21 protein-coding genes are annotated in these 21,023 nt (G+C 38.5%); 9 read left to right on the top strand and 12 right to left on the bottom strand.

Features of this window, described 5'->3' with window-relative positions:
• The first annotated feature begins 279 nt into the window (after positions 1–279).
• Both GM920_RS20900 and GM920_RS20895 read left to right on the top strand, forming a co-directional pair.
• Complete coding sequence (locus tag GM920_RS20900; RefSeq protein WP_182961138.1) at positions 280–1,743, top strand: sulfatase; 1,464 nt, start codon at positions 280–282, stop codon at positions 1,741–1,743.
• Complete coding sequence (locus tag GM920_RS20895) at positions 1,740–2,915, top strand: glycoside hydrolase family protein (RefSeq protein WP_182961136.1); 1,176 nt, start codon at positions 1,740–1,742, stop codon at positions 2,913–2,915. The genes GM920_RS20900 and GM920_RS20895 overlap by 4 nt, the downstream gene beginning before the upstream one ends.
• On the opposite strand, the gene GM920_RS20890 is transcribed toward GM920_RS20895, so the two are convergent.
• Positions 2,916–3,785: an AraC family transcriptional regulator gene (locus tag GM920_RS20890; RefSeq protein WP_182961135.1), complete on the bottom strand. Its 870-nt coding sequence runs from the start codon at positions 3,783–3,785 to the stop codon at positions 2,916–2,918.
• A gap of 134 nt (positions 3,786–3,919) precedes the next feature.
• Between GM920_RS20890 and GM920_RS20885 the strand changes: the two genes are divergently transcribed.
• Both GM920_RS20885 and GM920_RS20880 read left to right on the top strand, forming a co-directional pair.
• Positions 3,920–4,807, top strand: coding sequence for a phytanoyl-CoA dioxygenase family protein (locus tag GM920_RS20885; RefSeq protein ID WP_182961133.1), 888 nt, complete (start codon positions 3,920–3,922; stop codon positions 4,805–4,807).
• A 198-nt stretch (positions 4,808–5,005) separates the two neighbouring features.
• A complete protein-coding gene (locus GM920_RS20880) occupies positions 5,006–5,467 on the top strand; it encodes a DinB family protein (RefSeq protein ID WP_182961131.1) in 462 nt (153 codons plus the stop codon).
• A gap of 36 nt (positions 5,468–5,503) precedes the next feature.
• Here GM920_RS20880 and GM920_RS20875 read toward each other — a convergent pair whose 3' ends face one another.
• Positions 5,504–6,781, bottom strand: coding sequence for an erythromycin esterase family protein (locus tag GM920_RS20875; protein ID WP_182961129.1), 1,278 nt, complete (start codon positions 6,779–6,781; stop codon positions 5,504–5,506).
• Between the two features lie 178 nt (positions 6,782–6,959).
• Here GM920_RS20875 and GM920_RS20870 point away from each other — a divergent pair, with 178 nt between their 5' ends.
• The 3 genes from GM920_RS20870 (at position 6,960) to GM920_RS20860 (ending at position 9,464) form a co-directional block, all read left to right on the top strand.
• Positions 6,960–8,012, top strand: a complete 1,053-nt coding sequence (locus tag GM920_RS20870; protein WP_182961127.1) for a sensor histidine kinase — start codon at positions 6,960–6,962, stop codon at positions 8,010–8,012.
• Positions 8,009–8,686 carry a LytR/AlgR family response regulator transcription factor gene (locus tag GM920_RS20865; protein WP_182961125.1) on the top strand — a complete coding sequence of 226 codons (678 nt, stop codon included), beginning with the start codon at positions 8,009–8,011 and terminating at the stop codon, positions 8,684–8,686. The genes GM920_RS20870 and GM920_RS20865 overlap by 4 nt, the downstream gene beginning before the upstream one ends.
• Before the next feature lie 64 nt (positions 8,687–8,750).
• Positions 8,751–9,464 (top strand): SDR family NAD(P)-dependent oxidoreductase, encoded by a 714-nt coding sequence (locus GM920_RS20860; RefSeq protein WP_182961123.1) that lies wholly within the window; start codon positions 8,751–8,753, stop codon positions 9,462–9,464.
• Here the strand turns inward: GM920_RS20860 and GM920_RS20855 are convergent.
• The 4 genes from GM920_RS20855 to GM920_RS23885 all read right to left on the bottom strand — a co-directional run bounded on the left by GM920_RS20855 (position 9,461) and on the right by GM920_RS23885 (position 12,753).
• The gene (locus GM920_RS20855) at positions 9,461–10,123 is read right to left on the bottom strand and encodes a Pr6Pr family membrane protein (RefSeq protein ID WP_182961121.1); all 663 of its coding nucleotides are present in this window, start codon (positions 10,121–10,123) and stop codon (positions 9,461–9,463) included. The two genes, GM920_RS20860 and GM920_RS20855, sit on opposite strands and share 4 nt — an antisense overlap.
• Before the next feature lie 92 nt (positions 10,124–10,215).
• Positions 10,216–10,881 (bottom strand): response regulator, encoded by a 666-nt coding sequence (locus GM920_RS20850; protein ID WP_182961120.1) that lies wholly within the window; start codon positions 10,879–10,881, stop codon positions 10,216–10,218.
• A 10-nt stretch (positions 10,882–10,891) separates the two neighbouring features.
• Positions 10,892–12,559, bottom strand: coding sequence for a tetratricopeptide repeat-containing sensor histidine kinase (locus GM920_RS20845; protein ID WP_202986157.1), 1,668 nt, complete (start codon positions 12,557–12,559; stop codon positions 10,892–10,894).
• A 65-nt stretch (positions 12,560–12,624) separates the two neighbouring features.
• Positions 12,625–12,753: a hypothetical protein gene (locus GM920_RS23885; protein WP_262891084.1), complete on the bottom strand. Its 129-nt coding sequence runs from the start codon at positions 12,751–12,753 to the stop codon at positions 12,625–12,627.
• 389 nt (positions 12,754–13,142) lie between these two features.
• Here GM920_RS23885 and GM920_RS20840 point away from each other — a divergent pair, with 389 nt between their 5' ends.
• Positions 13,143–13,901 (top strand): hypothetical protein, encoded by a 759-nt coding sequence (locus GM920_RS20840; protein WP_182961118.1) that lies wholly within the window; start codon positions 13,143–13,145, stop codon positions 13,899–13,901.
• A gap of 58 nt (positions 13,902–13,959) precedes the next feature.
• Here the strand turns inward: GM920_RS20840 and GM920_RS20835 are convergent, their stop codons facing one another.
• From GM920_RS20835 to GM920_RS20815, 5 genes are all read right to left on the bottom strand, one after another.
• Positions 13,960–14,367, bottom strand: a complete 408-nt coding sequence (locus GM920_RS20835) for a Dabb family protein (RefSeq protein WP_182961116.1) — start codon at positions 14,365–14,367, stop codon at positions 13,960–13,962.
• 59 nt (positions 14,368–14,426) lie between these two features.
• Positions 14,427–15,302, bottom strand: a complete 876-nt coding sequence (locus GM920_RS20830; RefSeq protein ID WP_182961114.1) for an ATP-grasp domain-containing protein — start codon at positions 15,300–15,302, stop codon at positions 14,427–14,429.
• Positions 15,303–15,406: 104 nt separating this feature from the next.
• Positions 15,407–16,120: a hypothetical protein gene (locus GM920_RS20825; protein ID WP_182961112.1), complete on the bottom strand. Its 714-nt coding sequence runs from the start codon at positions 16,118–16,120 to the stop codon at positions 15,407–15,409.
• 90 nt (positions 16,121–16,210) lie between these two features.
• Entirely contained in the window at positions 16,211–16,918 is a 708-nt protein-coding gene (locus GM920_RS20820) for a LytR/AlgR family response regulator transcription factor (protein ID WP_182961110.1), read from the bottom strand.
• Between the two features lie 33 nt (positions 16,919–16,951).
• The gene (locus GM920_RS20815; protein WP_182961108.1) at positions 16,952–18,037 is read right to left on the bottom strand and encodes a sensor histidine kinase; all 1,086 of its coding nucleotides are present in this window, start codon (positions 18,035–18,037) and stop codon (positions 16,952–16,954) included.
• 234 nt (positions 18,038–18,271) lie between these two features.
• On the opposite strand from GM920_RS20815, the gene GM920_RS20810 reads away from it, so the two are divergent.
• Positions 18,272–20,686 (top strand): outer membrane beta-barrel protein, encoded by a 2,415-nt coding sequence (locus tag GM920_RS20810; protein ID WP_182961106.1) that lies wholly within the window; start codon positions 18,272–18,274, stop codon positions 20,684–20,686.
• A gap of 72 nt (positions 20,687–20,758) precedes the next feature.
• On the opposite strand, the gene GM920_RS20805 is transcribed toward GM920_RS20810, so the two are convergent.
• Entirely contained in the window at positions 20,759–21,019 is a 261-nt protein-coding gene (locus GM920_RS20805; RefSeq protein WP_182961104.1) for a hypothetical protein, read from the bottom strand.
• Positions 21,020–21,023 lie beyond the last annotated feature (4 nt).

Genomic DNA, 21,023 nt, shown 5'->3' with positions numbered 1-21,023 from the left:
AAAGTATTAAAAGTAATTTATAAGCTGATCTATAGGTTGTTGATAGGGCTGTTGGCTATTTTAGGCCCTATCAACCCTCAAACAAATTCGGAAGAAAGCCCCGATAATTGTATGGTCTATGTGGAGGGATCCTAAGGGAGGGCTGTTGTCATCGTATCGAAACCTGGTTATTGCCAATAAAATAGGATAGTGCATCATTTTCAGTGTATAATACATTGTATGAAAATGAGGAAGGTGATAGTTTTGTTATTATTGTGGAATTGTTTTTAATAATTTGTCATGAAAGATCATCCAAAGAAGCTGGCCTTATTATTTGCCTGGATCCTGTTGTCAGGTACTTTACAAGCACAATCACCTAAAAAGCCCAATGTGCTTTTTATTGTATCTGACGACTTAACGGCTACTGCGGTGTCTGCTTATGAAAATAAGGTTTGTAAAACGCCTAACATTGATAAATTGGCTGGTGAGGGGACACGTTACACTAAAAGTTATTGCCAATACCCGGTTTGTGGTCCATCCCGGGCCTCTATGATGTTCGGCTACTATCCCAGTGCGACAAAAACTTATGGATATGTCAGTGGAAGGGAGCATGTTGGAAAGCAAAGGGCATCCCTTCCGGAATTATTTAAAAACAACGGCTATTATACGGCAAGAGTTAGCAAAATATACCACATGGGTATTCCCATAGATATTGAGGAAGGAACAGATGGAACGGACGACAGCGCATCCTGGACGGAAAAATTTAACAGTCAGGCTGCAGAATGGCAAACACCAGGGGAGGCGGAGCTGGTACAGAACAATCCTGATGGAAAGATAGAAAGGATGGGTGGAAATAAAATGACCATTGTGAAAGCTGAAGGCGACGATCTTGTTCATGCAGATGGAAAAACGGCCAAAACTGCCAGCGAGCTGATTCGCAAACATAAAAACGAACCTTTCTTTCTGGCCGTTGGATTTGTTCGCCCACATGTTCCTTTTGTAGCTCCAAAAAGATATTTTGAGGGTTATGATTACAAAAATATGAAGGTTCCTGATGTGGTAGAAAATGACTGGAATGATATTCCTCCGAGTGGTATAAATTATGTAACCAGTAAGAATGCAATGATGAATACGGTGCAGGAACAGAAGGCAATTGCAGGTTATTACGCTGCGGTTTCCTTTATGGATGATCAGGTAGGAAAAGTATTGAAAACATTAAAGGAAGAAGGCTTGGAAAATAATACGATTGTTGTCTTCATTTCCGATCATGGTTTTCACCTGGGGGAGCATAAATTCTGGATGAAAGTAAGCCTCCATGAAGAATCGGTACGTGTACCGATGATCATTAAAGTCCCGGGAAAACAACCTGCAGTGGTGGATGGTTTTACGGAGCTGATTGACCTTTATCCGACATTAGCAGAGTTAGCAGGATTAAAATATTCCAAACATATCCAGGGGAAAAGTCTGGTAAAAACCCTGTCTAAGCCTTCACATACGGTCAGAGATGAAGCTTTTAGTGTTTCGCTTGATGGGGAAGCTTTTCTTTTGAGAACAAAAGAATGGGCTTATATCCAGTACAAAGAGGATGCTTCCAAAGGTATCGAGCTGTATGATATGATCAATGACCCGAAACAGTTTAATAATTTGGCCAAAGATCCGAAACACCTGAAAACGATAAAGATGTTGCAAACACGTCTGGCGAATAAGCTTAAAATGGTTAGGAAAAATGACCTGGAAATACCTGTTGCAGTTAAAACGAAATGATGAAACAACCTATATTTATGTTGGGTAAAAAAGTATTTTTCTTTGCTTTACTACTTTCTGCTCAGCTGGGTTTTGCTCAGAAAGATTCAGATCTTAGCATTAAATTGGGGAAGGTAACGCCAGAAAATATCTTTCAAAGTGATGATTATTACAACTGGTGCCCCTCTGTAATTGCCGGTGATGATGGTAAATTTTATATGTTTTATTCCCGTTGGCCGCATGGCAAGCGTAAACTGGATGATGATCCTTTAAATTATATTTTTAATGGTTTTCAGGGCTGGATGAAATACTCGGAAATCGCCTGCGCAGTCTCTGATAAGTTACTGGGACCTTATAAATTTGTTAAAACGGTGTTGCCTCATACCGGGAGCCCCGGACAATGGGATAGGTTTACGAAACACAATGCGCACATCAGGAAATTCAATGGCTATTATTATTTGTACTATATCAGTAGTTCTTTTGATCCGAACTTTGCTTTTAAAAACAACCCCAACCCGAGTCCGGAAAGCTTGCAATGGATGAAATACAATGCCGCACAATCTATAGGTGTGGTAAAGGCAAAAAGTATTAAAGATCTTTTAGCCGGGAACTATACCAGGCCTGATGGGCCAATAATGACCGTTGATCGGGAACAAACTTTTGAGATTGCCAATAATCCTTCGGTTACGCAGGGGCCTGATGGAAAGTACTATATGATGTATAAATCCAGGATTCCTGGTGGACAAATGACCTTTTGGATGGCAAGATCAGAGCAACCATATGGAGGTTTTAAAACCATTTCCAATGTAACCAATGATAAGGATTTATCAAGTGAAGATCCATCTATGTGGTATGATCAGCAGCTGAAACGTTTTTTTGCCATTGCCAAATACTATTCGACAAGTTTAAAATATGCCCCGGAATTTGGCTGTTTATATTTAATTGAATCTAAGAACGGTCAGGATTGGTTGCCCGCAAAAAATGCATTGGTTTCGCTGAAGGAGCTTAATTTTAAAGATGGCACAAAAATGAAGTTGAAAAATTTAGAGCGTCCGTTTGTTTATACCGACCGAACTGGTAAACCTTTAGCTGTATTTGCTGCGGGTAATATCTTGTCACCAGGTCAAGGGGATGTCAATCATGTGGATGCGGAGCATAACAGCTTTATTGTTGGATTTTCAGTGCTCAAATAATTAGGCAAAATCAGGGTCTAGTTTATGATATTTCAACCGGAATTGTAAAGGCGAAATTTGCTTAAATCGCTTAAACTGCCGATAAAAGAAAGGTAAGGTTTCATAACCACAAGCATAGCTAATTTCCTTCACCTGAAGGTCCGTTTCTATGAGTTGTTTGCAAGCCATATGGAGCCGGAATTCGTTTAAAAAAGTGAAGAATGTTTTTTTCATTACCCGACTGAAAAATCTGGAGAAATTTTCTTCAGTCATGTGTAAATGTGCTGCGATATCTTCCAGTCTGATCTTTGATCCATAGTGTTTTCTCACATATTGATAAATGGAGTTGATCCGGTCACTTTGCTGCGATGCGGTGGTTATCGTAAAGTTATGGTCGCAAAGGATTTGGTATTCCGGTTGTTCTGAGATCAGCTGCATGAGGTTTAAAAAACACATTAACTTTTCAAAGGACTCCATTTCCAGCATTTTGATGAGGGTGTCTTTTATTTTGCAGGCGAAAACTTTATCAAACCGGATTCCTTTTTCAGAAAGTTCCAGCATCCTTTTGATGTGGCTAAACTCAGGTTGTTTCAGCCAGTCTTGTCCAAGTAAATTGAGGTCCCACTGAATGACAATGGCTTGGGCTTTATTGATTTGTGGCCCCACATTTTTCCAGCAATGCGGCAAGCTTGGCCCCAATAGCACGAGATCATCCTCCTCGAAATTTTCAATACTATTACCCACATAGCGTAAACCGGAACTTCTAAGGATATAGGTTAATTCAAATTGGGGATGAAAGTGCCATGGCGCGTCAAATTCGTCTTTTTCCTGGAAAAATGCTTTTAAGGAGCTTGAGGGTAAAGGGGAGATAAATTCAAAAACTGGTTTCATGAGAAATACCTTATTTTTTGTTCATTCGGACTAAATGGGTTATTTGATATACAAAATAGGGTATTATTAAATCAATATAAGCGATTTCAGGTGTTTTTTATTTGGGTAATTTGTGATTCATCAATTCAATAGCCATGCAAGATTATTCAGAATTTCATCATCAGCTAACAGATATATTTAAAAAACCGTCGACTAAAGATCAATGGGATGAATACAGGCTAACAGAGGAGCAAATACAGTTCTTTAACGAGAATGGATATTTAAGTAACATCAAGCTTTTAGAGGAAGAGCAGATTGATTTTTTAAAAAATGATTTGCACCAGATTACCAATGTTAACCACCCTGGAAATGCGCTTTTTCATGAGTTCCATTCCAATGAATCATCGAACCCTGAAACTGTTTTATTTCATGCATTGGGTGCCTGGCGAATTACACCTGGTTTCCATGATACGCTTTGGAATCCCGCATTTTTGATGGCAGCAAGTCAATTGTTAGGTAATCAGGGGGTACGGTTTTGGCATGATCAGCTATTTTGTAAACCAGCAAAGCATGGTGGTGTTGTGGCCTGGCATCAGGATTATTCCTATTGGACAAGGACGGTCCCTATGCAGCATTTAACCTGCTGGGTTGGATTAGATGACTCCAGTGTTGAGAATGGTTGTTTATTATACATTCCTAAAAGTCATAAATGGGGCTTGCTGGAAAAACCTGAATTGGCTGGTGACATGAACGGTATTGCAGATCACCTGACTGAAAAGCAAAAAGAAGAATTTATTCCTGTTCCAATAGAAATGAAGAAGGGATATGGTACCTTCCATCATCCTCTATTATTGCATGGATCCAATGAAAATAGGTCTAATCATTCCAGAGGGGCATTCGTATTAAATGTATTTGCTGATGGTACCACATCAGCGTCAGGGAAAGCATTGCTAAAGGGAGTACCTGCAGTTCCTGAAGGTGATAAAATGGAAGGTCAGTTTTTTCCATTGCTATTTGATCCGGTAGAAAATGGATCACTTTAGGATCCTACTTTCATGATTTTTTTAGCAATTATTATGTTCCCTTATTTATCATATTCGGGATTACATGTGCATGGACGATTTACCTGTGGTTAAGTAAAATGAAAGTGGACAAACCGAAATAAGGAAACTTTATTCCTTATGAATTGTCTTGTTAATATTGGTTTGTAAATGACACCTTATATTTAGATATTTCATAACATGAAAGCCTTAATTGAAGAACTTAAAAAACTTTTAAGCGGCGGCGGTGCCCATGTCGGATTAAAAGAGGCAACGGAAAATATTCCTTTTACGCTGCTTGGCGAAAGGCCACATGGATTACCTTACAGTATTTGGCAACTTGTGGAACACATCAGGATTGCACAGTGGGACATGCTGGAGTTTAGTAAAGATGCCAATCATCAATCACCAAAATGGCCTGATGGATATTGGCCAAAAGAAACTGCTCCGGAAACTCAAAGTAGTTGGGCGGAAAGTTTGAAGCAAATTGAGGATGATCTGGAGGCATTTATTGAACTGATTCAGCAGCGGGATTTGTTTGAGCCCATTGCACATGGAACTGGACAAACCCTGCTGCGGGAAGCATTTCAAATTGCCGATCATAACGCCTATCATACTGCTGAAATTATTGTCATCAGGCGTTTGCTGGCCATCTGGAAGTAAATTTCATCATGCGTTCTATAACATCAAAAACGGTTTTTATTTTAAAGCAGTCGCGGCATTTGTATCGCTAATGAACAAAAAGGCATCGAAGAGGTTACTGATATTGGTTTTATCATTGGTACTCGGGTCACTTTTTGGTGTGTAGCCTATAAACCGTACCGGTTTCACTTCGTTTTTGCTATTGTATAGCTTAGGGAAAAGATAGAAAGCTGGTTTGGCCAGAGATGCAAAACGAGTTTCCCAGGATTCGGGTACTGTTTGTTCTAATGGATAGGCTTTCATCGGATTGGTATAGGTATCTCGAGATTGTTCTGTGGCCGCAAAAGTACCTGTAGCAGTACTGGTGCCCATGACAAAATACTGCCCTGGAAAACGTTTACTAATTTCTCCACCCATGCCACCAACTGCATTGTCGTAGATACCAGTTTTTGCGACATGTGCATTGTGTGCCCAGATGATCATCTTTTCATTTGAGTTCTTTAGAATTTCAGCTACGTTATCCGCCATATTCACATCTCTGCTTGGCTCATCTGTTTTGGTCAATTGGTGGTAAAAAGGGGCGAATCCCTGTTTAACATTCAAAATGATCAAATGACTTGTTGATTTGGTCTCGGCAGACAAATTACCAGTACGAATCATTTGATCAAGGCTATCCGCCATTAAATAACCCTGGTAACTGCTTTTGGTCATGGCCTTAAAATCAACTTTGCTGTCTTTTTGATTCATGGCTTCCCAAACTTCATCCTGTAGGTTGGCAGGGGCTTTGAGCTGTTCCACTTTAGCTAACAATAGGGGTTGATGAGCTAATGTTTTTTGTAAAGCCTCGATGTCTGCATTGAGATAAACATAGTCGATACCCTCAATGCTGATTCTCTTTTTGTGGCTTTGATTATAGCTTCTTACCCAGGTCAGCAATTCTTTGGTTTCTTCATTTTGCCAGATACTCAGCAAACGATTTTTCATGATGGTCGTTAAATCTGCTTTGGTGTTGAGTTCCTGGTTTAACAATAGGCCATCACTGAGGTCGTTTTCAAAAGCAATATGCGTAAAGCCTTTTTTCTCTATTAGCTCACGTGTGATCCAGTAGCGTAGTGTATTGAATTCAGCTGTACCGTGGGTACCTTCTCCCAAAGCTACTATTCTTTTCTGGCCCATTTGCTCGATCAAGGGTTTAGCATTACTGATGAATTTTTTTTGATTGGTCTTGTCAACCTGATATACACCATTTGTGTTGTTTTGACTGTTCGCTTTTTGTGCCTGGCTGTTTAGGGATAAACAAAGTGTCGCAATCAGGACTGGAAGAATTGTTTTCATGTTTTTGATTTTTGATGAAGCAAATCAACGCAAAGAAAATCTGTACACTTTCCATTATTCGACTGAAAGCAAAGAATGCCCTACTAAATTTGCACTGATTTTTTTAGTCGTGTGAAAATTAGCCTTCGTCGAAAATACGCCTTCATCAATCAATAAATATGACGACTTTAGTCATGTCATGAAGAAAATAAATTTCACCTTTCCTATTTTTTTTGAACTGATCATCTGGTTGCTGTACGTAGTTTTTTATAAGTATTCATTTTACTTAGAACAAATCAAATTGCCACATATTCCCAATAATGATTTTCCTTACTTGGAGATTTGTCTGTATGCCATTTGTTCAACTTTGTTGGTTATTCCTTATTACCGCTTGATGATTCCTTATTTTCTGCAGCGTAAAAAGTATTTGTGGCTGTTTATCGTCACCGTAGTTTATTTTTTATTTGTTATTCCTTATAACAATATCGCTGTTTCCTGGATTTTTAATCAATGCACAAAAGGTACAGCGGTTAATGAGTTTTTTAGATATACCTATCAGGTATGGGATTTGAATATCCTATTGACCGACCTCATTGCCTTCTTTTGCATTGGCTTAGCAAGATTCTCTTATCAGAATGAAATGAAACGTCACAAATCTGAAACGGACAACCTGTATCTGCAATTAAATATGCTAAAAACCCAGTTACAACCTCATTTTTTATTCAATACACTCAATAGTTTATATGGTTTGAGCTTAGTAGGCTCTAAGGATACACCTCGTTTTATCCTGTTACTTTCTCAAATGATGCAGTATATTTTATACGATTGTGATAAAGAGGAGGTAAGCCTGCAAGAAGAAATTGATTTTTTGAAAGGTTACTTTGAATTGGAACAGCAAAAATTTCCTAAAGCAAGTATCATTTTTGAGGCGCCAGAAGTGGATGAATCTATTAAAATCCCCCCTTTGTTATTTCTACCTCTGGTAGAGAATAGCTTTAAACATGGCAGGCATAAACTGGAGGACCATGCCTCAGTGATTGCGCAAATACGAGTAACACCTGAGGAAATTATTTTTTCCATTCAAAATGATAAATTGCATGCCATTCCCAATTTTGGCGCAAAAAAAGTAGGAGGAATTGGCTTAGTGAATATCAGGAAAAGATTAAACCTTTACTATCCGAATCAGCATCAGTTGATTTTGGCAGATGAAAATGACCAATATAAAGCAAATGTAATTTTGAACCGTAAATGAACTGCATCATAATTGACGACGAGCCAATGGCTCATCAAGTATTGGAATACTATATTGGCCAAACTCCAGGCCTGGAACATTTAGCCTCTTTCAGGAATGCAGTAGAAGCGTTTGAGTACTTAGGACAACACAAGGTAGATCTGTTATTTTTAGATATTGAGATGCCTTTGGTTAATGGATTACATTTTTTGAGGGCTTTAACCACCAAACCGAAGACTATTTTTACGACGGCTTACAAACAATATGCCTTTGAGAGTTATGAACTCGATGCCGTTGATTATTTGTTAAAACCGTTTTCGTATGAACGATTTATGAAGGGAGTTAACAAGGCCGGCTTGTCAAATGAACCCATCGAAGAAGCTCAAACTAACTATTTACTGATTAAGGATGGCCAAAGTCTGCTCAACCTTAAACAACAGGATATCATTTACATTGAGGGAAGTAAAGATTACGTGAAGATATTTACAAAAGGGAAATTCTACCTGGTATACCAAACTTTGAAAGGGATACTCGAACAGTTAAAGCCGGGACATTTTTTGCAGGCCCATCGTTCCTACATTGTAAACAAGAACCATGTGCAACGAATTGTAGAAAACAATTTGATATTCAGTGATCAATCCTTTGTCCCGATTGGACCTATGTATAAAAAGGACTTACTAGAAGCAATGAAGTAAGGATTTCATTTCGTTATTAATTTGATATTGACGTTCTTTAGCGACATCATATTTTTATTAAAGCATGGATAATATATTTAAGGATAGTGTTGTGTTTATTACCGGCGCTGACGGAGGAATAGGTAAGGCATTTGTTGCAGAGCTTTTAAATCGCGAAGTAAAGAAAGTTTATGTTGCAGGTATAAATATTGAGGCGCTTGAAGATTTAAGTCTGATCCGTCCGGATCTGATTATTCCGATTAAATTGGATGTGACAAGTACTTTGGACGTTGCAAAATGTAGGGAACAATGCACAGATGTCACCATCCTGATTAATAATGCTGGAGTAGAGCTGAAAGCAAGTTTCCTGGAGGACAAATCGGCTGCTAAAGCACAATTCGAGATGAATGTGAACTATATCGGACCTGTGGATTTATGCAATCAATTCCTTTCGGTGCTCAAAGGAAATTCAAATCCGGCAATTATCAATATTCTTTCCATAGGAAGCTTGGTTCTAATTAAAAACATAAGTACCTATTGTGCTTCCAAAATGGCATTACATGTATTTACGCAGGCGATCAGACAGGAACTGGAAGCTGAAATCAAAGTGTTTGGCGTGTATGCAGGATATGTGGATACCTCCATGGTTTCAGATGTCGTAATTGAAAAAATTTCGCCAAGGGAATTGGTTAGAAATATTTGTAATGAGGTCGCTTTGAATACACTAGATATATTTCCTGATGAGATGTCCAAACAGTTTGTGAATAGTAGCAAATTGAAAATAGATTACCTGCTTTAGTTCCTTATGGGTTTATTCTTTTGCTGACGGTTTGTAATGAATCTACCAATCCAGACTAGTAACAGGGATAAGCCTAGAAAAACGATCAACAGATAAAAACTATTTAACAGAACCTTTTGGTATCCAAATGTAGCTACGTCTACAAATGGATAAGGATAGAATCCCGAAAGGGAACCCCTGGCAAGTATAAATAATAAATAAACAAAGGGATAGCTTAACCAAGCAAATGCATCAGCCCACTTTAAGGTGCTTTTAGGAGCGAAAATCAGCCAATAAACTGAAAATAAAACCGGTAAGAATGCATGAAGGAGTTCATCTACAATCAGCTGTAATCCTTGCGGCTGCCAGGTAAAGCGTAGTATTAAATTGTAAATAATTCCAACTACACAGATGTAAACTGCTACTGCTGCCAGAATTTTCGGCCTGGAAAAAAAATGCTCCTCCTTTTTATTGAACTTTAATAACAGCTGTGTAAAGCACAAGGCGACCATAATATTTGTTAAGATGGTGAAATAACTGAAATACCTGGTTACCGATTCTATGACTGGAATTTGATTATTTACGATGGTAAGATACAGTTGTGTGATTAATGCAAACCATCCGGTAAAAATACCGATCATTAAAAACAATTTATTGGCTTTATCGCGCTTTTCATCCATATGATATCCTCTTAATTAGCCATTGAATATAGCTATATGTAGGGGAAGTTAAAAGGATTTTTTGGGAATATGGAATCTCTCTTAGGAAGCACCTAAATGATGCCAAAATCCTTGCAATAAGCCACCAATTGTTCATTTTTAGAGAATTCCAGGGCCTCTTTCATGAGGTTCAATCGTTTTTCTACACTGCTCAAACCAGATGGTTTGATGTTGTTTTGTTGCAGGTAAGCTGGGATGTCTTTTTGAAGCGTTCCTTGTAAGAGCAAGGTGATGATGGTGATATCGAATTCTGTGAACTCGTAAGCATTTTTCTGTTTGACCGTTTGTTTAAGATCGGCAGAAAGGTAGGTTTTACCCTTATAGATCGCGTCTATTGCCATTTTGAGATCCTTGGCGTCGTGTCTGGCTTTTCTGACATAGGCGTTAATCCCTAATTCTTTGAAAAGCTCATCAATAATAGCAGCCTTTTTTTCTGCGGAGAAAACGAGCACTTTTAAACCTGGTTGCACTTCTTTTACCGCACGTATTAGTGCTAAGCCCCCGTCAATTTTTTGTGGACGATGGTCTTCTTCAAAAGATAAGTCAGTAATCAGTAAATCGTATGGCTCGTCATTCTGAATACTCTTCTTCAGGAGCATCAATGCATCATCGCAATAATAGGTATAAGTGGTCTCGGTAATCCCAAGATCAGCCAGTGTTTTTTGTACGGATATATTGGTGCTTTCGTGGTCTTCGGCAATTAGTACTCTGTTGAACATCTTGATCAAATTAATAAATGGGGAAAGAGAGTTGAATTTTAAGTCCCTTTTCTAGCTTACTATCAAAGGTAATTTCTCCCCGAATAGCATCTATACGGTTTCCCGTATTTGTAAGGCCATTTTTTAAGCTGGTTCCTTCTGATATGCCAATTCCATTGTCGGTATAATAGATATTGATTCGATCTTCCTTCTTTTCGAACTTAACAACCACACTGCTGGCTTGACTATGTTTTCCCATGTTGACCATCAATTCCTGAAGAATATGCTCCACCTCATACCTGACTGTTGTATTCACTTTGTCCCATAGTTCCGGGGTATTTCCAGCAATTAGAACTTTGGTGCTTTCCGTAGCAAAAGACATGAGCAGGGCAGAGATTTTCTGGTGAAAATTCTGGTCTGTAATTGCGGGTTTATCATAGGAGATGTCGCGTGATTTTTCATACAAATCTTCGATTTTATCCAGTATATGTTCTTTGTCTATGTCGTCCCGATTTTCGATTTCTGTCATCACCCGATACAGTCCATTCGCGACCACATCATGTACTTTCTTTGAAGTTTTAAGGCGACTCGCCTGAATGGCATTTTGAGCGGCTGATTCTATTTTTTGCTTTCTTTTTTTGTACCAAAGAAAAGCAATGAAAGAGCCGGAAATAACAACCAATACGGCACCTAGAAGTATGAACTCTCTCATCACGATCTGGTGTCTTTTTTCCGCATTTTCTTTCTGAAGCTTCAGATTATCTGTTTTGTTTTTTTCGCTTTCATAACGGATTAGTGCAAACTGATTTTTTGCAACATTGCGTGCGCTTTGTAAACTGTCGGAAATGGATTCATAAATATTGAAATATTTCCGGGTTTGTGACTCTGGACTTAATTTGATTAGTTTATGGAGTGCTTCCAGTCGGTCGTTAGGACTTTTTAATTTACTGGCGATCTGATACATTTTATGCGCATAATCCAGGGCAATATCTGGCTGTTTAGCGGTATAATAATCTGCAAGGTGGGAATAGCTGGAATTTTTACCCCAATCACGATTTTCTTTTTCGCGAATATGGAGTGCTTCCAAGAGTTCTGCTTCTGCATTATAAGCAGGATTTTGAAGCCATTTGGTATAGGCGTAATTGGTTAATTTACGAGCGTATTCTATTTTGTTCTTTGGGTTTTTATAGAGAATATCCTGGTAAATTTTTAAGGCTTTTGGGTAGTTTTTTTTGCTCCGGTATACCAATCCTTCGTTGTTTGAAATTACGAGTTTTAGGTTGCTATCTGTGGAGAATTTGATGGCTGCATCGTAATACCTAATGGCATCATCATAATTTTTTAAATGAAAACTGGTTAGGCCCAATTCATTGTAATTTGCGGATAGGCAGTCAAAATCTTTAGGATTTTTTTCATCCAAAAACTGAAGAGAAGTCAGTAAATTTTCCTGACTTCCGAAGTAATCTCCTTCTTTAAATTGGATTACAGACATGTAATTGTATGCCTGAGCTATTTGCAAACTATCTTTGGAATTTGTGACTACTTTATTGAAGTAATAGTATGCTGAATCGTTTTCTTTTTGAAAAAGTGAGTCCGCCTTATCAAAATCAAAATCTTTAATAGGTATAATGATTTGTTGTTTCTTTTTACAAGAAAAAATAACAAAAGAAAGAATTAGAAGGAGTAGCGTTTTTTTCAAAAGTTATTGTATTTGCTCAAATATAAAAAAATTAAGGCAGTAAAAACTGCCTTAATTTTTTTAGGCTATGGCTTTTTAGGTGGAATATGTCCTCCATCGCCACCAGTTTCTGGTCCAGGATCTGGAGTGGTTGCAGTTGTTACTGGTGTATTGTTGTCATTGTTGGTGTGTGATGGACTAGCAAATCCTAACATAAGAGCAATTATTAATTGTAACATGGTTTAAAAATTAAAGAATGAAATACGGGTGTAGTCCCCTGCGAAACCGATCGCAGGGACTGCTACAATTGCATTTCAGAAGCGCTTCTGAAATTTTTGGGAAGTGGATTGCATTAAACGCGGGAGCTAATAACTGCTTCCCAAACCGGAGACTAGCCCCCGCGTTTTCCGCTCATTATGAAATCAGTTTTGTACATTTACCTCGATAGCGAATCGATTGTTATCTGATTTCTGAAGCAAATGTATGGGTGTTCAAATCGTTAATTATCAAGCGATTCCGGTAATTCCGATGATTCCTACGGAATTCCGATAATGCGGAAGAGATTCCGGAAATTCCGGTTATTTGAAAATGTTAAGCTGTAAAAATGTTCGAAGACTATAAAAAGGAAGTGATTCTTGAATACCATAAAATGAGGGAGGCGGCTGCGCTTTCGAATCCTTTGATGCATCCAAGTCCTGCTCAGTTGAAAATGGAATGCCTTAAAGTTTATAATGAAAGATATTCAAGTCAGGACAACATTATCCTGAGCTCTTTTTTTGGCCTGGAAAGTACTGATACCAGTTTTCGTCAGCTCATGGAAAGAACCGATCCGGATAGATTCAGACCTCTGGTAAATTTACTTAGAGACAGGATAAGGGATCCAAGGCCAAGTATTATTGAGCTCCTCGCCTGGTTAATAGATTTTAACCCTAGACCTTATGCGTTATGGGATAAAAAAGATCGAGAGCCAGAGCATGTTCCTGTTCCTCCTCCGACTGATAAATTCGCGAAATTCAAAACTAAGAAAGCCATGGTTTACTATGGACTATTCTTGGTATTGGGTATCGGACTTTCGATGGTTAAGTCTAAGGAATGTATGTATTGGACAGGTGATCACTATGAACCTATTTATTGCACCGATAAAATAGAAGGTGCTGTGGTTATTGCTTTGAATGAGGGGAGAGTAGACAGCCTGAAGAAAATCATGCGTCCAGACACACTTACGGAATACTCGCTGGGTAAAGTGTGGTGTGATTCTAAAAGGAAGGGTGCCAATTTTTATACTGCTGGGGGAGAGGACCCCGAGGATGCTAATAAAAGACTACTGCTAATGACGAAGCAGGTGTTGGAAAATCAGAAATAGATTTACGATTAACATATAATCGATTTTACATGTTAATCGTAATGCAGGCGCTTAATTTTTAAGCTTCAGCTATATCATAAACAATCACTTTCTCCCACAAATGACTGTGGTTTTTAATGAACTCGAGGTGTATTGGGTGTGTCTGATAAGCTTCTTGTCCGGCAAGGTCAGAAAAAAACATCAACTCCGATACGCCCCAGCTATGGTCTACAACATCGCGCTTTTCTGTGTTGGCCACAATGCCTACATGTAGCTCACGTATGGTGGGTATTTTTGAAAGTGTTTTTACACCTGCAACCAATTGGTCACGGTCTTCTTTTGAACCTGGGTTTTTCAACCAGAAAAATACATGGTGGACTACCGGATAGTGTTTACTCATACTCGTTATGGGCATTGCGCTGGCAACTGTACCAACTGAAAGTACAGCTGCAGTTCCAAGGAATTTTCTTCTGTTAGACTTATTCATATTTCTTAAAGCTATGAAAAATAAACAATTGTTTTTGGATGGTGGACTGTCAACCAGATTTAACTGTTCAGCTGTACCGTAAGCGCTTGATAATAGTTCTCTAAAGAACCGGGGTGACTATTCAGAAAAAGATAAGGCTCAATCAGCTCCAGTTCCATGAGATTTAGCTGATCATTCACGAGAAGGCCATCTACTCTTGCATAAAGACATCCCTTTGCAAACTGGTCAACATATGCTTTCGCCTCTTGAATATATTTATCCGCTGTTTCTTGAACACTGACGCTACCTCCATAATAATGTTGAACTCTGAATTCGCCATCTTTTGGCACTTTTAACAGGCAGTGACTAAAGTTCCCATTAAAGAATAAGAATGACCATTCCCCTTCAAAAACCTCTTTCATAAAAGGTTGAACAATAAAGGCATTTTCTTTTAGCAAGTCATTGATTTGCTCCTGGTGATCGGCAAAATTATCTTCCCTAAGTACATAGGTATGTTTGGCTCCTGCACTAACACAGGGCTTGATGATCAGTTGATCAACATTAAAACCAGCCAACAAGCTGCTGAGGTTAAGAACACTTCCTTTTTCCAGGTATAAAGATTTGATAACAGGTAAACCGGCATCAGCGATTTCCTGGAGATAATGCTTATCCATGTTCCACCTTACCTTATCAAAGGGATTCAGGAGCTTGATACCTAAAGATTCCAGGTGATCCAGCCATTGTTTGAAATCAGTCAGGTGATCAGTATAATCCCAAGGTGATTTTAGAATGGCGAGGTTGTATTTTTCCCAATCCACTAAAGGATCATTCCAGATGACGCGTTCTATAGCAAGCCCTTTTTCTAAAAGAAAGTTAAGGAGTGTTGATTCTTCATCTTCGGTAATTGGGGTATATACTTCTTGAATATGATAGGAAACGTAGGCGATTTTAGTCATAAAATTTAGTTGGTCGGTGAATGTACATAAAAAATGTTTTTTGCTGCCTTTTAGGAAAAACTCCTCCGGCCAGATTTCTGGAGCGGAGGAGTAATGCTTGATGATTATCTGTTGTAACTGTCAATCGCATTTTCAATATTTCTGGTTCCGGATACCTGAACGGCAAATCCGCCCACAGCAAAGCCAACACCAACCCCCATTAAGATGGAGGTAACGGCCATATTTGGACTTTTCATCGAACTGGTTCCTCCACTGAGCAGGGTAGCAAAACTTCCAATGATCGAGGCTCCGGCAGCTGTATACATGATCTTACTCAAGTTGGCACTTTTCTTATAGGCATTTAAAAATTTCATGCTCTCCGGATGGTCTGCCATGTCTTCTGCTAAGTTTTTGTACTTCACTTTTTTGAGATCCCCAAAGCCTTTGTTGTAATACATGGAGAGGCTGGCCCTACTATACCTGTTTTCTCCATAGCCATGGCCACTATGGTACGCATAAGGATCATAAGATCTTTCCTGGAAAAGGTTGATTTTTCCTGCGACAATTCTTTCTGAAAATGCAGTTTCTCCCAGTAAGGAAAACTTTCGGGTATTCGCAAAGAAGCCATCCTGGTTATTAAAGAACTTCACCTGATCTACAGGTACCCGACGGGAATCTACTCTGAGCTGCCAATAACCAGCGAAATCAGGGCGCAGCTGGATCTTTTTTGCGTAGACGATAGAATCGGAATAGAGGTACAAAAAGTTTTGATTTTCTTGCACCTGAGCGCTTGCGGTTAGGGCATAACAAGCCATAACGCTTAAAAGTAATTTTTTCATAGCGGTTTATATTTGTGTGTGTGAGGACAACACAAATTATAACCCAAAAAATCATTTGTAAACAATAAAATACAATCCTTTAGCGGAGGATTATTTATCTATTCTGGTCATAAAATCTACTTTATAATTGCTACCTATTGGAATTTGAATCGCACCAATTTCAATGGTATTTCCGAAAACGGCCGTAATGGCCTCCATAGAAACGATATAGGATTTTTGTACCCGTGTAAATGAGGAAGAAGGGAGTAAGTCTTCTAAAGATTTCATGGTCTGTGTAATCAGGTAAGATTTTCCAGCAAGGTGTATATTGACGAAATTCTGCATCCCTTCTATATAGAGGATATCGGTGAAGTTGATTTTGATCAGTTTGTTTTCATGTTTCACAAACATATAACTCAGCTCGGGGCGTTGTTCTGTAAGATTTTGGACATTCCTGTTGTCTATTCTTTCGGCCACCTTTTCTGCGGCTTGTAACAGCCGGTGCATGGAGATTGGTTTTAGCAGATAATCTACCACGTTAAGCTCATAACCATCCATTGCATATTTATTGTAGGCCGTAGTAAAGATGACTAATGGCGGGTTTTTTAGTGATTTCAGGAAATCAATCCCGGTTAAAATGGGCATTTTTATATCCAGAAATATAACATCTACGCTAAAGGTCTGTAAAGCTTCAAATGCTTCAATGGCATTGCTACAGACGCGGAGAATCTTCCAACCACTGATTTGTGAAACAAAAGTTTCCATCATTTTACGGGCCTGTGGCTCATCATCAACAATAATACAGTTGATCAGTTTCATATCTTTCTTATTCGGGTTAATGGAAAATTCGACTTATTTTAATTGAAGGTTTAAACTCACATGGAAAGTGTTTCCATTGCTGGAAATTTCTAATTTCTGTTGATCAGCAAAATAATATTTCAATCTTTTTCTTACGTTTTGAAGCCCTATTCCTCCGTTTTTTTCCAGGGAGACAGCAGCAGGGGAAAAGTTGTTATCTACTGTCAGTTTTAAAAGGCCTTCTTTTAGGCTGATGTTGATTTTGATCCAGGAATTGTTAAGTTGATCGTCGGCGCCATGCTTAAAAGCATTTTCCACAAAGGGCATCAATAGTAGGGGAGGAACCTTATAATCGCCAAAGTTGCCAGAAGTCTCAAAACTGATCATGACCCGATCATCGCAGCGCACGCGTTCCAGCTCCACATAATCACCAAGCATATTGATTTCTTTATCTAAATCAATATATTCTTCCGTGCATTCATAAAGTGCGAAGCGCATAAATTCTGAAAGTCTCCCAATGAGCTCAATCGATTTCATCTTCTCATCCTGGACAATAAAAGACTGGATGTTATTCAGTGTATTAAACAAAAAATGAGGATTGACCTGAGATTTCAAGAAATCGAGCTCCAGACGAAGGTTCTGTTTTTCAAGATCAGTTTTCATACGGTCGGTAATGTACCAGTCGTCCATGAACTTCACAAAAAGACTGCAGAATACGACAATGAAAGCATTAACAAGGTTGTCATGGAAGAAATAGCTAAAAGTGATTTCGCGATAATAGGTCCTGATTCCCAATAACCAATAAGCCAGGTGCTGTTCTACTCCCCAACGAATGACAATATAAAGTAAGGCCACGATGATGGTGCCACCAATTTTGATCAGAATCCTGTTGCTCTTTTTTAGGTATGGGCGGTCGCGTAATACCACAAATACCATGAAGTAAGTACAGGCGGCAATGAAAGCATAATAGAATAATGTCAATGGTCCATATACTTCTGTCCATTTGAAATCAGGCTTCCTGGCATAAATCAGGTAATAAACCGGCCATGCACACATGATAAAAGTGATAAAAACCGCATGTAGCTGTAAGCGAGCAGACCTCAATTTTGAAGGCATACTTTTGATTTGAAGGTCTTCCATGAATCGAATATCTGTGTCTGGACTATAATAATAAGAATTTAATGACGAAAGTGTTGATTTTTCGGATAAACCTGTGTTTTTGGTTGACAAAAACAAAACTTCCAGGAAATTCAGTCTTTGTCGTGTTATTTCATCAGTTTAATGCTCATTTGATCCTGTTGGTCAATCTTATTTAGTAGACTTAATGATAAGGCGTTGTTTTGGGTATCAATAAAAACGAACCCAACACGAATTATGAAAATTTTATCTATCAGATTGTTTCCATTTCTTATCAGCTGTATTTTATGCTTGTTTACGCTTAATGCCCATGCCCAATACAAAATTTCAGGGAAAGTGCTGGATCAGGGGAAGATGCCGGTACCATTTGCTACCATCACCTTAAAAAAACTAGTGGCAGATAGCGCCGCTAAAAGGACCGTATTGACGGATGTAAATGGGCTGTTTGTGATCCAGGAAACTCAGTCAGGGAAATTTATGCTGAGTATTTCCAGTATTGGATTCCTGACTTTCGTCCAGGAGCTCAATCTTGAAAATAAAAAAGAGGTATGGAATGATATTGTGTTAAAAGATGATCAGCAGCAGTTGGCAGGGGTCACCATTAAAGGAGCTAAGCCCCTTATTCAGCAAAAAACAGATAGGACAGTAATGAATGTTGCTGGAAGTGTGTTGGCAAGCGGAAATAATTTATATGGAATTTTAGCGATCGCTCCATCAGTAGAGCTGATCAATAATAAGCTGACGATGAATGGTAAATCGAATGTGTTGATCCTGTTGAATGGTAAAAAGCTTCCAAATACTAATCTTGAAACGGTATTGGCTTCTATTCCGGGAACACAAATTGATTACATCGAGTTTATCCATAACCCTTCTGCCAAATATGATGCAGATGCTTCAGGTGGTGTCATTGAAATCCACACCAAGAAAAATACTGATTTGGGTTGGATGGCGGGTATTTCTGGGAATGTTTCTCAAGGGTACCGTACCGCTGGGGGCATAAATACTGATTTGAGATGGGGGAATCGTAAATTGGATTTGACGGTCTCAGGAGGATATAACAACCGCGGACAAATTCAACGTGGTTACGTGAAACGTGAGCTATTTCAAGGAAAGGAACATATTGGTGATTTTAATCAAACAGTAGACCTGTCAAGCGGAAAAGGAAAAGATAAAAATCTGTCTGGTAGCCTCAATTATCAGTTAGGGAAAAACGACCTATTGGGTGTAGACATTAGTCTGATCTCCGCAAATCTGAATGGTTTAGGAAATATCAATGCTACGATCAACGAGCGTAATGCCATCAGCCAAAGCAAAACCTTTAATGATGCCTTTATCCAAATTGATTTGTCTAATTATAACATTTTTTATAAAAAAACGCTGGATTCTTTAGGCTCGAATCTAATGTTGTCTGCAAACTACGCGCTATTTACCAGTACACAAAAGCAAGAGTTTCATCAAAATTTAACGGAGCCAAACGGGACAGAAAAAAAGTACATGCTTAGGAATGATGCAGCCGCTACCTATAATATTTATACCGGAACTGCGGATTATACCAAAAATTTCAACAAAGCTTCAAAATTGGAGACCGGCTTGAAGTACACTTTTACCGATAATCAAAGTAAGCAGTCCGCCGAAGTTTTTAAAGATGGAAACTGGACTCCAAGTGGGGATGCTTTAAATGAATTGGGTTATCAGGAAAGTATATTTGCAGGTTATGTTAATTTTAACCAACAGCTAGGTAGTTTCTCTTTGCAAATGGGACTACGTGCAGAAAATAGTACTTATAGTGTAGTTCGCGGAATTGATTCCAGCTATTTTAATTTATTTCCTAATGTTCGTTTAGACTATAAGCTGAATCAGGACTATACAAGTTCTATTTCATATGCAAAAAACATCAACAGACCTGCTTATGAAAGTTTAATTCCTTATGAGTTATTTATAGACAATTACACTTCCATACGTGGTAATGCTTTTTTAAGACCAGAATATGCGCACACTTTTTCCTGGAATCAACTGTATAAAAAATACAGTCTGAATTTAGCCTATACCCGTAGAGCAGATGCAATTTCAGACTTTATCAGCTATGATGAAAAACAATTGAGATTTATAGAGACGAAAGGAAACTTCCTGGCTCAGGAAATGTTCAGTGGTACCTTCGCTTTTCCTATTAAAATGACTTCCTGGTGGAGTATGAATAACCGCGCAGCCCTATACTATCAAATCGTTAAATCTCCTGCTGCATTTGACCCTCATGGCGTGCAAAGAAGAAGTAAAGCGAATGTAACGCTGAGTAGTATGAATAGTTTTAAAATGGGGGAGGGCTTAGCCGCTGAAATTTCAGCTTATTATAGCTCTGCATCTATATACAGCATCTATGATATGAGTGCTTTTTCGAATGTAAGCATGGGGATCAGTAAATCTATTTTTAAAGATCAGGCTTCCATTAAACTAGATGCATCCGATATTTTTTATAACAACTACCGCCTCGCCAGGACTAATACTGCTCCGCTCATCACAGAAGGGTTAACCAAAAATGATACCCGTAGGATCAGATTAAGTTTCAGGTATACTTTTGATAAAAATACAAAGGTGAAGAAAGCAAGAATTAAATCCGATGGGAATAGCACCGAGCTAAACAGGCTGTCACTTTAATATTTTAAGCAATAGGCTGGTTTAATTCCAGGTCATTGTATCAAGATATCTTGATACAATGACCTGGAATGATTATAAATCGTATTCTTTTTCTACTACTTTTAAAATCAAGTCCTTAACGGTGATTCCTTGTTGTGCACCAAGAATTTTCAAGGCTTTTAAAGCGCTTTTTTTAAGTCTCAATGGATAAGTAACGGTTTCGTCTTCTGGTGAAGGGGCTTGTTTTTCTCCTTTTGTTGCCGGAGTTTCTTTTGAAGGAGAATTGAACAAAGCGGATACACCGCCTAAGTTTTTATTGTTATCCTCTATACCACCCAGAGTTTTCTTTGCCATAATC

Source organism: Pedobacter gandavensis, from assembly GCF_014172405.1.
Lineage (GTDB): Bacteria > Bacteroidota > Bacteroidia > Sphingobacteriales > Sphingobacteriaceae > Pedobacter > Pedobacter gandavensis.
This window is presented reverse-complemented; position numbering and strand designations above follow the sequence as displayed.

Bases quoted from the DNA above. Each gene is read 5' to 3' on its own strand.
- GM920_RS20890 (WP_182961135.1), bottom strand. From the start codon at position 3,785: ATGAAACCAGTTTTTGAATTTATCTCCCCTTTACCCTCAAGCTCCTTA.
- GM920_RS20830 (WP_182961114.1), bottom strand. From the start codon at position 15,302: ATGACTAAAATCGCCTACGTTTCCTATCATATTCAAGAAGTATATACC.
- GM920_RS20900 (WP_182961138.1), top strand. From the start codon at position 280: ATGAAAGATCATCCAAAGAAGCTGGCCTTATTATTTGCCTGGATCCTG.
- GM920_RS20820 (WP_182961110.1), bottom strand. From the start codon at position 16,918: ATGAAACTGATCAACTGTATTATTGTTGATGATGAGCCACAGGCCCGT.
- GM920_RS20835 (WP_182961116.1), bottom strand. From the start codon at position 14,367: ATGAATAAGTCTAACAGAAGAAAATTCCTTGGAACTGCAGCTGTACTT.
- GM920_RS20865 (WP_182961125.1), top strand. From the start codon at position 8,009: ATGAACTGCATCATAATTGACGACGAGCCAATGGCTCATCAAGTATTG.
- GM920_RS20870 (WP_182961127.1), top strand. From the start codon at position 6,960: ATGAAGAAAATAAATTTCACCTTTCCTATTTTTTTTGAACTGATCATC.
- GM920_RS23885 (WP_262891084.1), bottom strand. From the start codon at position 12,753: ATGTTAGGATTTGCTAGTCCATCACACACCAACAATGACAACAATACA.
- GM920_RS20885 (WP_182961133.1), top strand. From the start codon at position 3,920: ATGCAAGATTATTCAGAATTTCATCATCAGCTAACAGATATATTTAAA.
- GM920_RS20805 (WP_182961104.1), bottom strand. From the start codon at position 21,019: ATGGCAAAGAAAACTCTGGGTGGTATAGAGGATAACAATAAAAACTTA.
- GM920_RS20895 (WP_182961136.1), top strand. From the start codon at position 1,740: ATGATGAAACAACCTATATTTATGTTGGGTAAAAAAGTATTTTTCTTT.
- GM920_RS20850 (WP_182961120.1), bottom strand. From the start codon at position 10,881: ATGTTCAACAGAGTACTAATTGCCGAAGACCACGAAAGCACCAATATA.
- GM920_RS20860 (WP_182961123.1), top strand. From the start codon at position 8,751: ATGGATAATATATTTAAGGATAGTGTTGTGTTTATTACCGGCGCTGAC.
- GM920_RS20875 (WP_182961129.1), bottom strand. From the start codon at position 6,781: ATGAAAACAATTCTTCCAGTCCTGATTGCGACACTTTGTTTATCCCTA.
- GM920_RS20880 (WP_182961131.1), top strand. From the start codon at position 5,006: ATGAAAGCCTTAATTGAAGAACTTAAAAAACTTTTAAGCGGCGGCGGT.
- GM920_RS20825 (WP_182961112.1), bottom strand. From the start codon at position 16,120: ATGAAAAAATTACTTTTAAGCGTTATGGCTTGTTATGCCCTAACCGCA.
- GM920_RS20810 (WP_182961106.1), top strand. From the start codon at position 18,272: ATGAAAATTTTATCTATCAGATTGTTTCCATTTCTTATCAGCTGTATT.
- GM920_RS20840 (WP_182961118.1), top strand. From the start codon at position 13,143: ATGTTCGAAGACTATAAAAAGGAAGTGATTCTTGAATACCATAAAATG.
- GM920_RS20855 (WP_182961121.1), bottom strand. From the start codon at position 10,123: ATGGATGAAAAGCGCGATAAAGCCAATAAATTGTTTTTAATGATCGGT.
- GM920_RS20815 (WP_182961108.1), bottom strand. From the start codon at position 18,037: ATGGAAGACCTTCAAATCAAAAGTATGCCTTCAAAATTGAGGTCTGCT.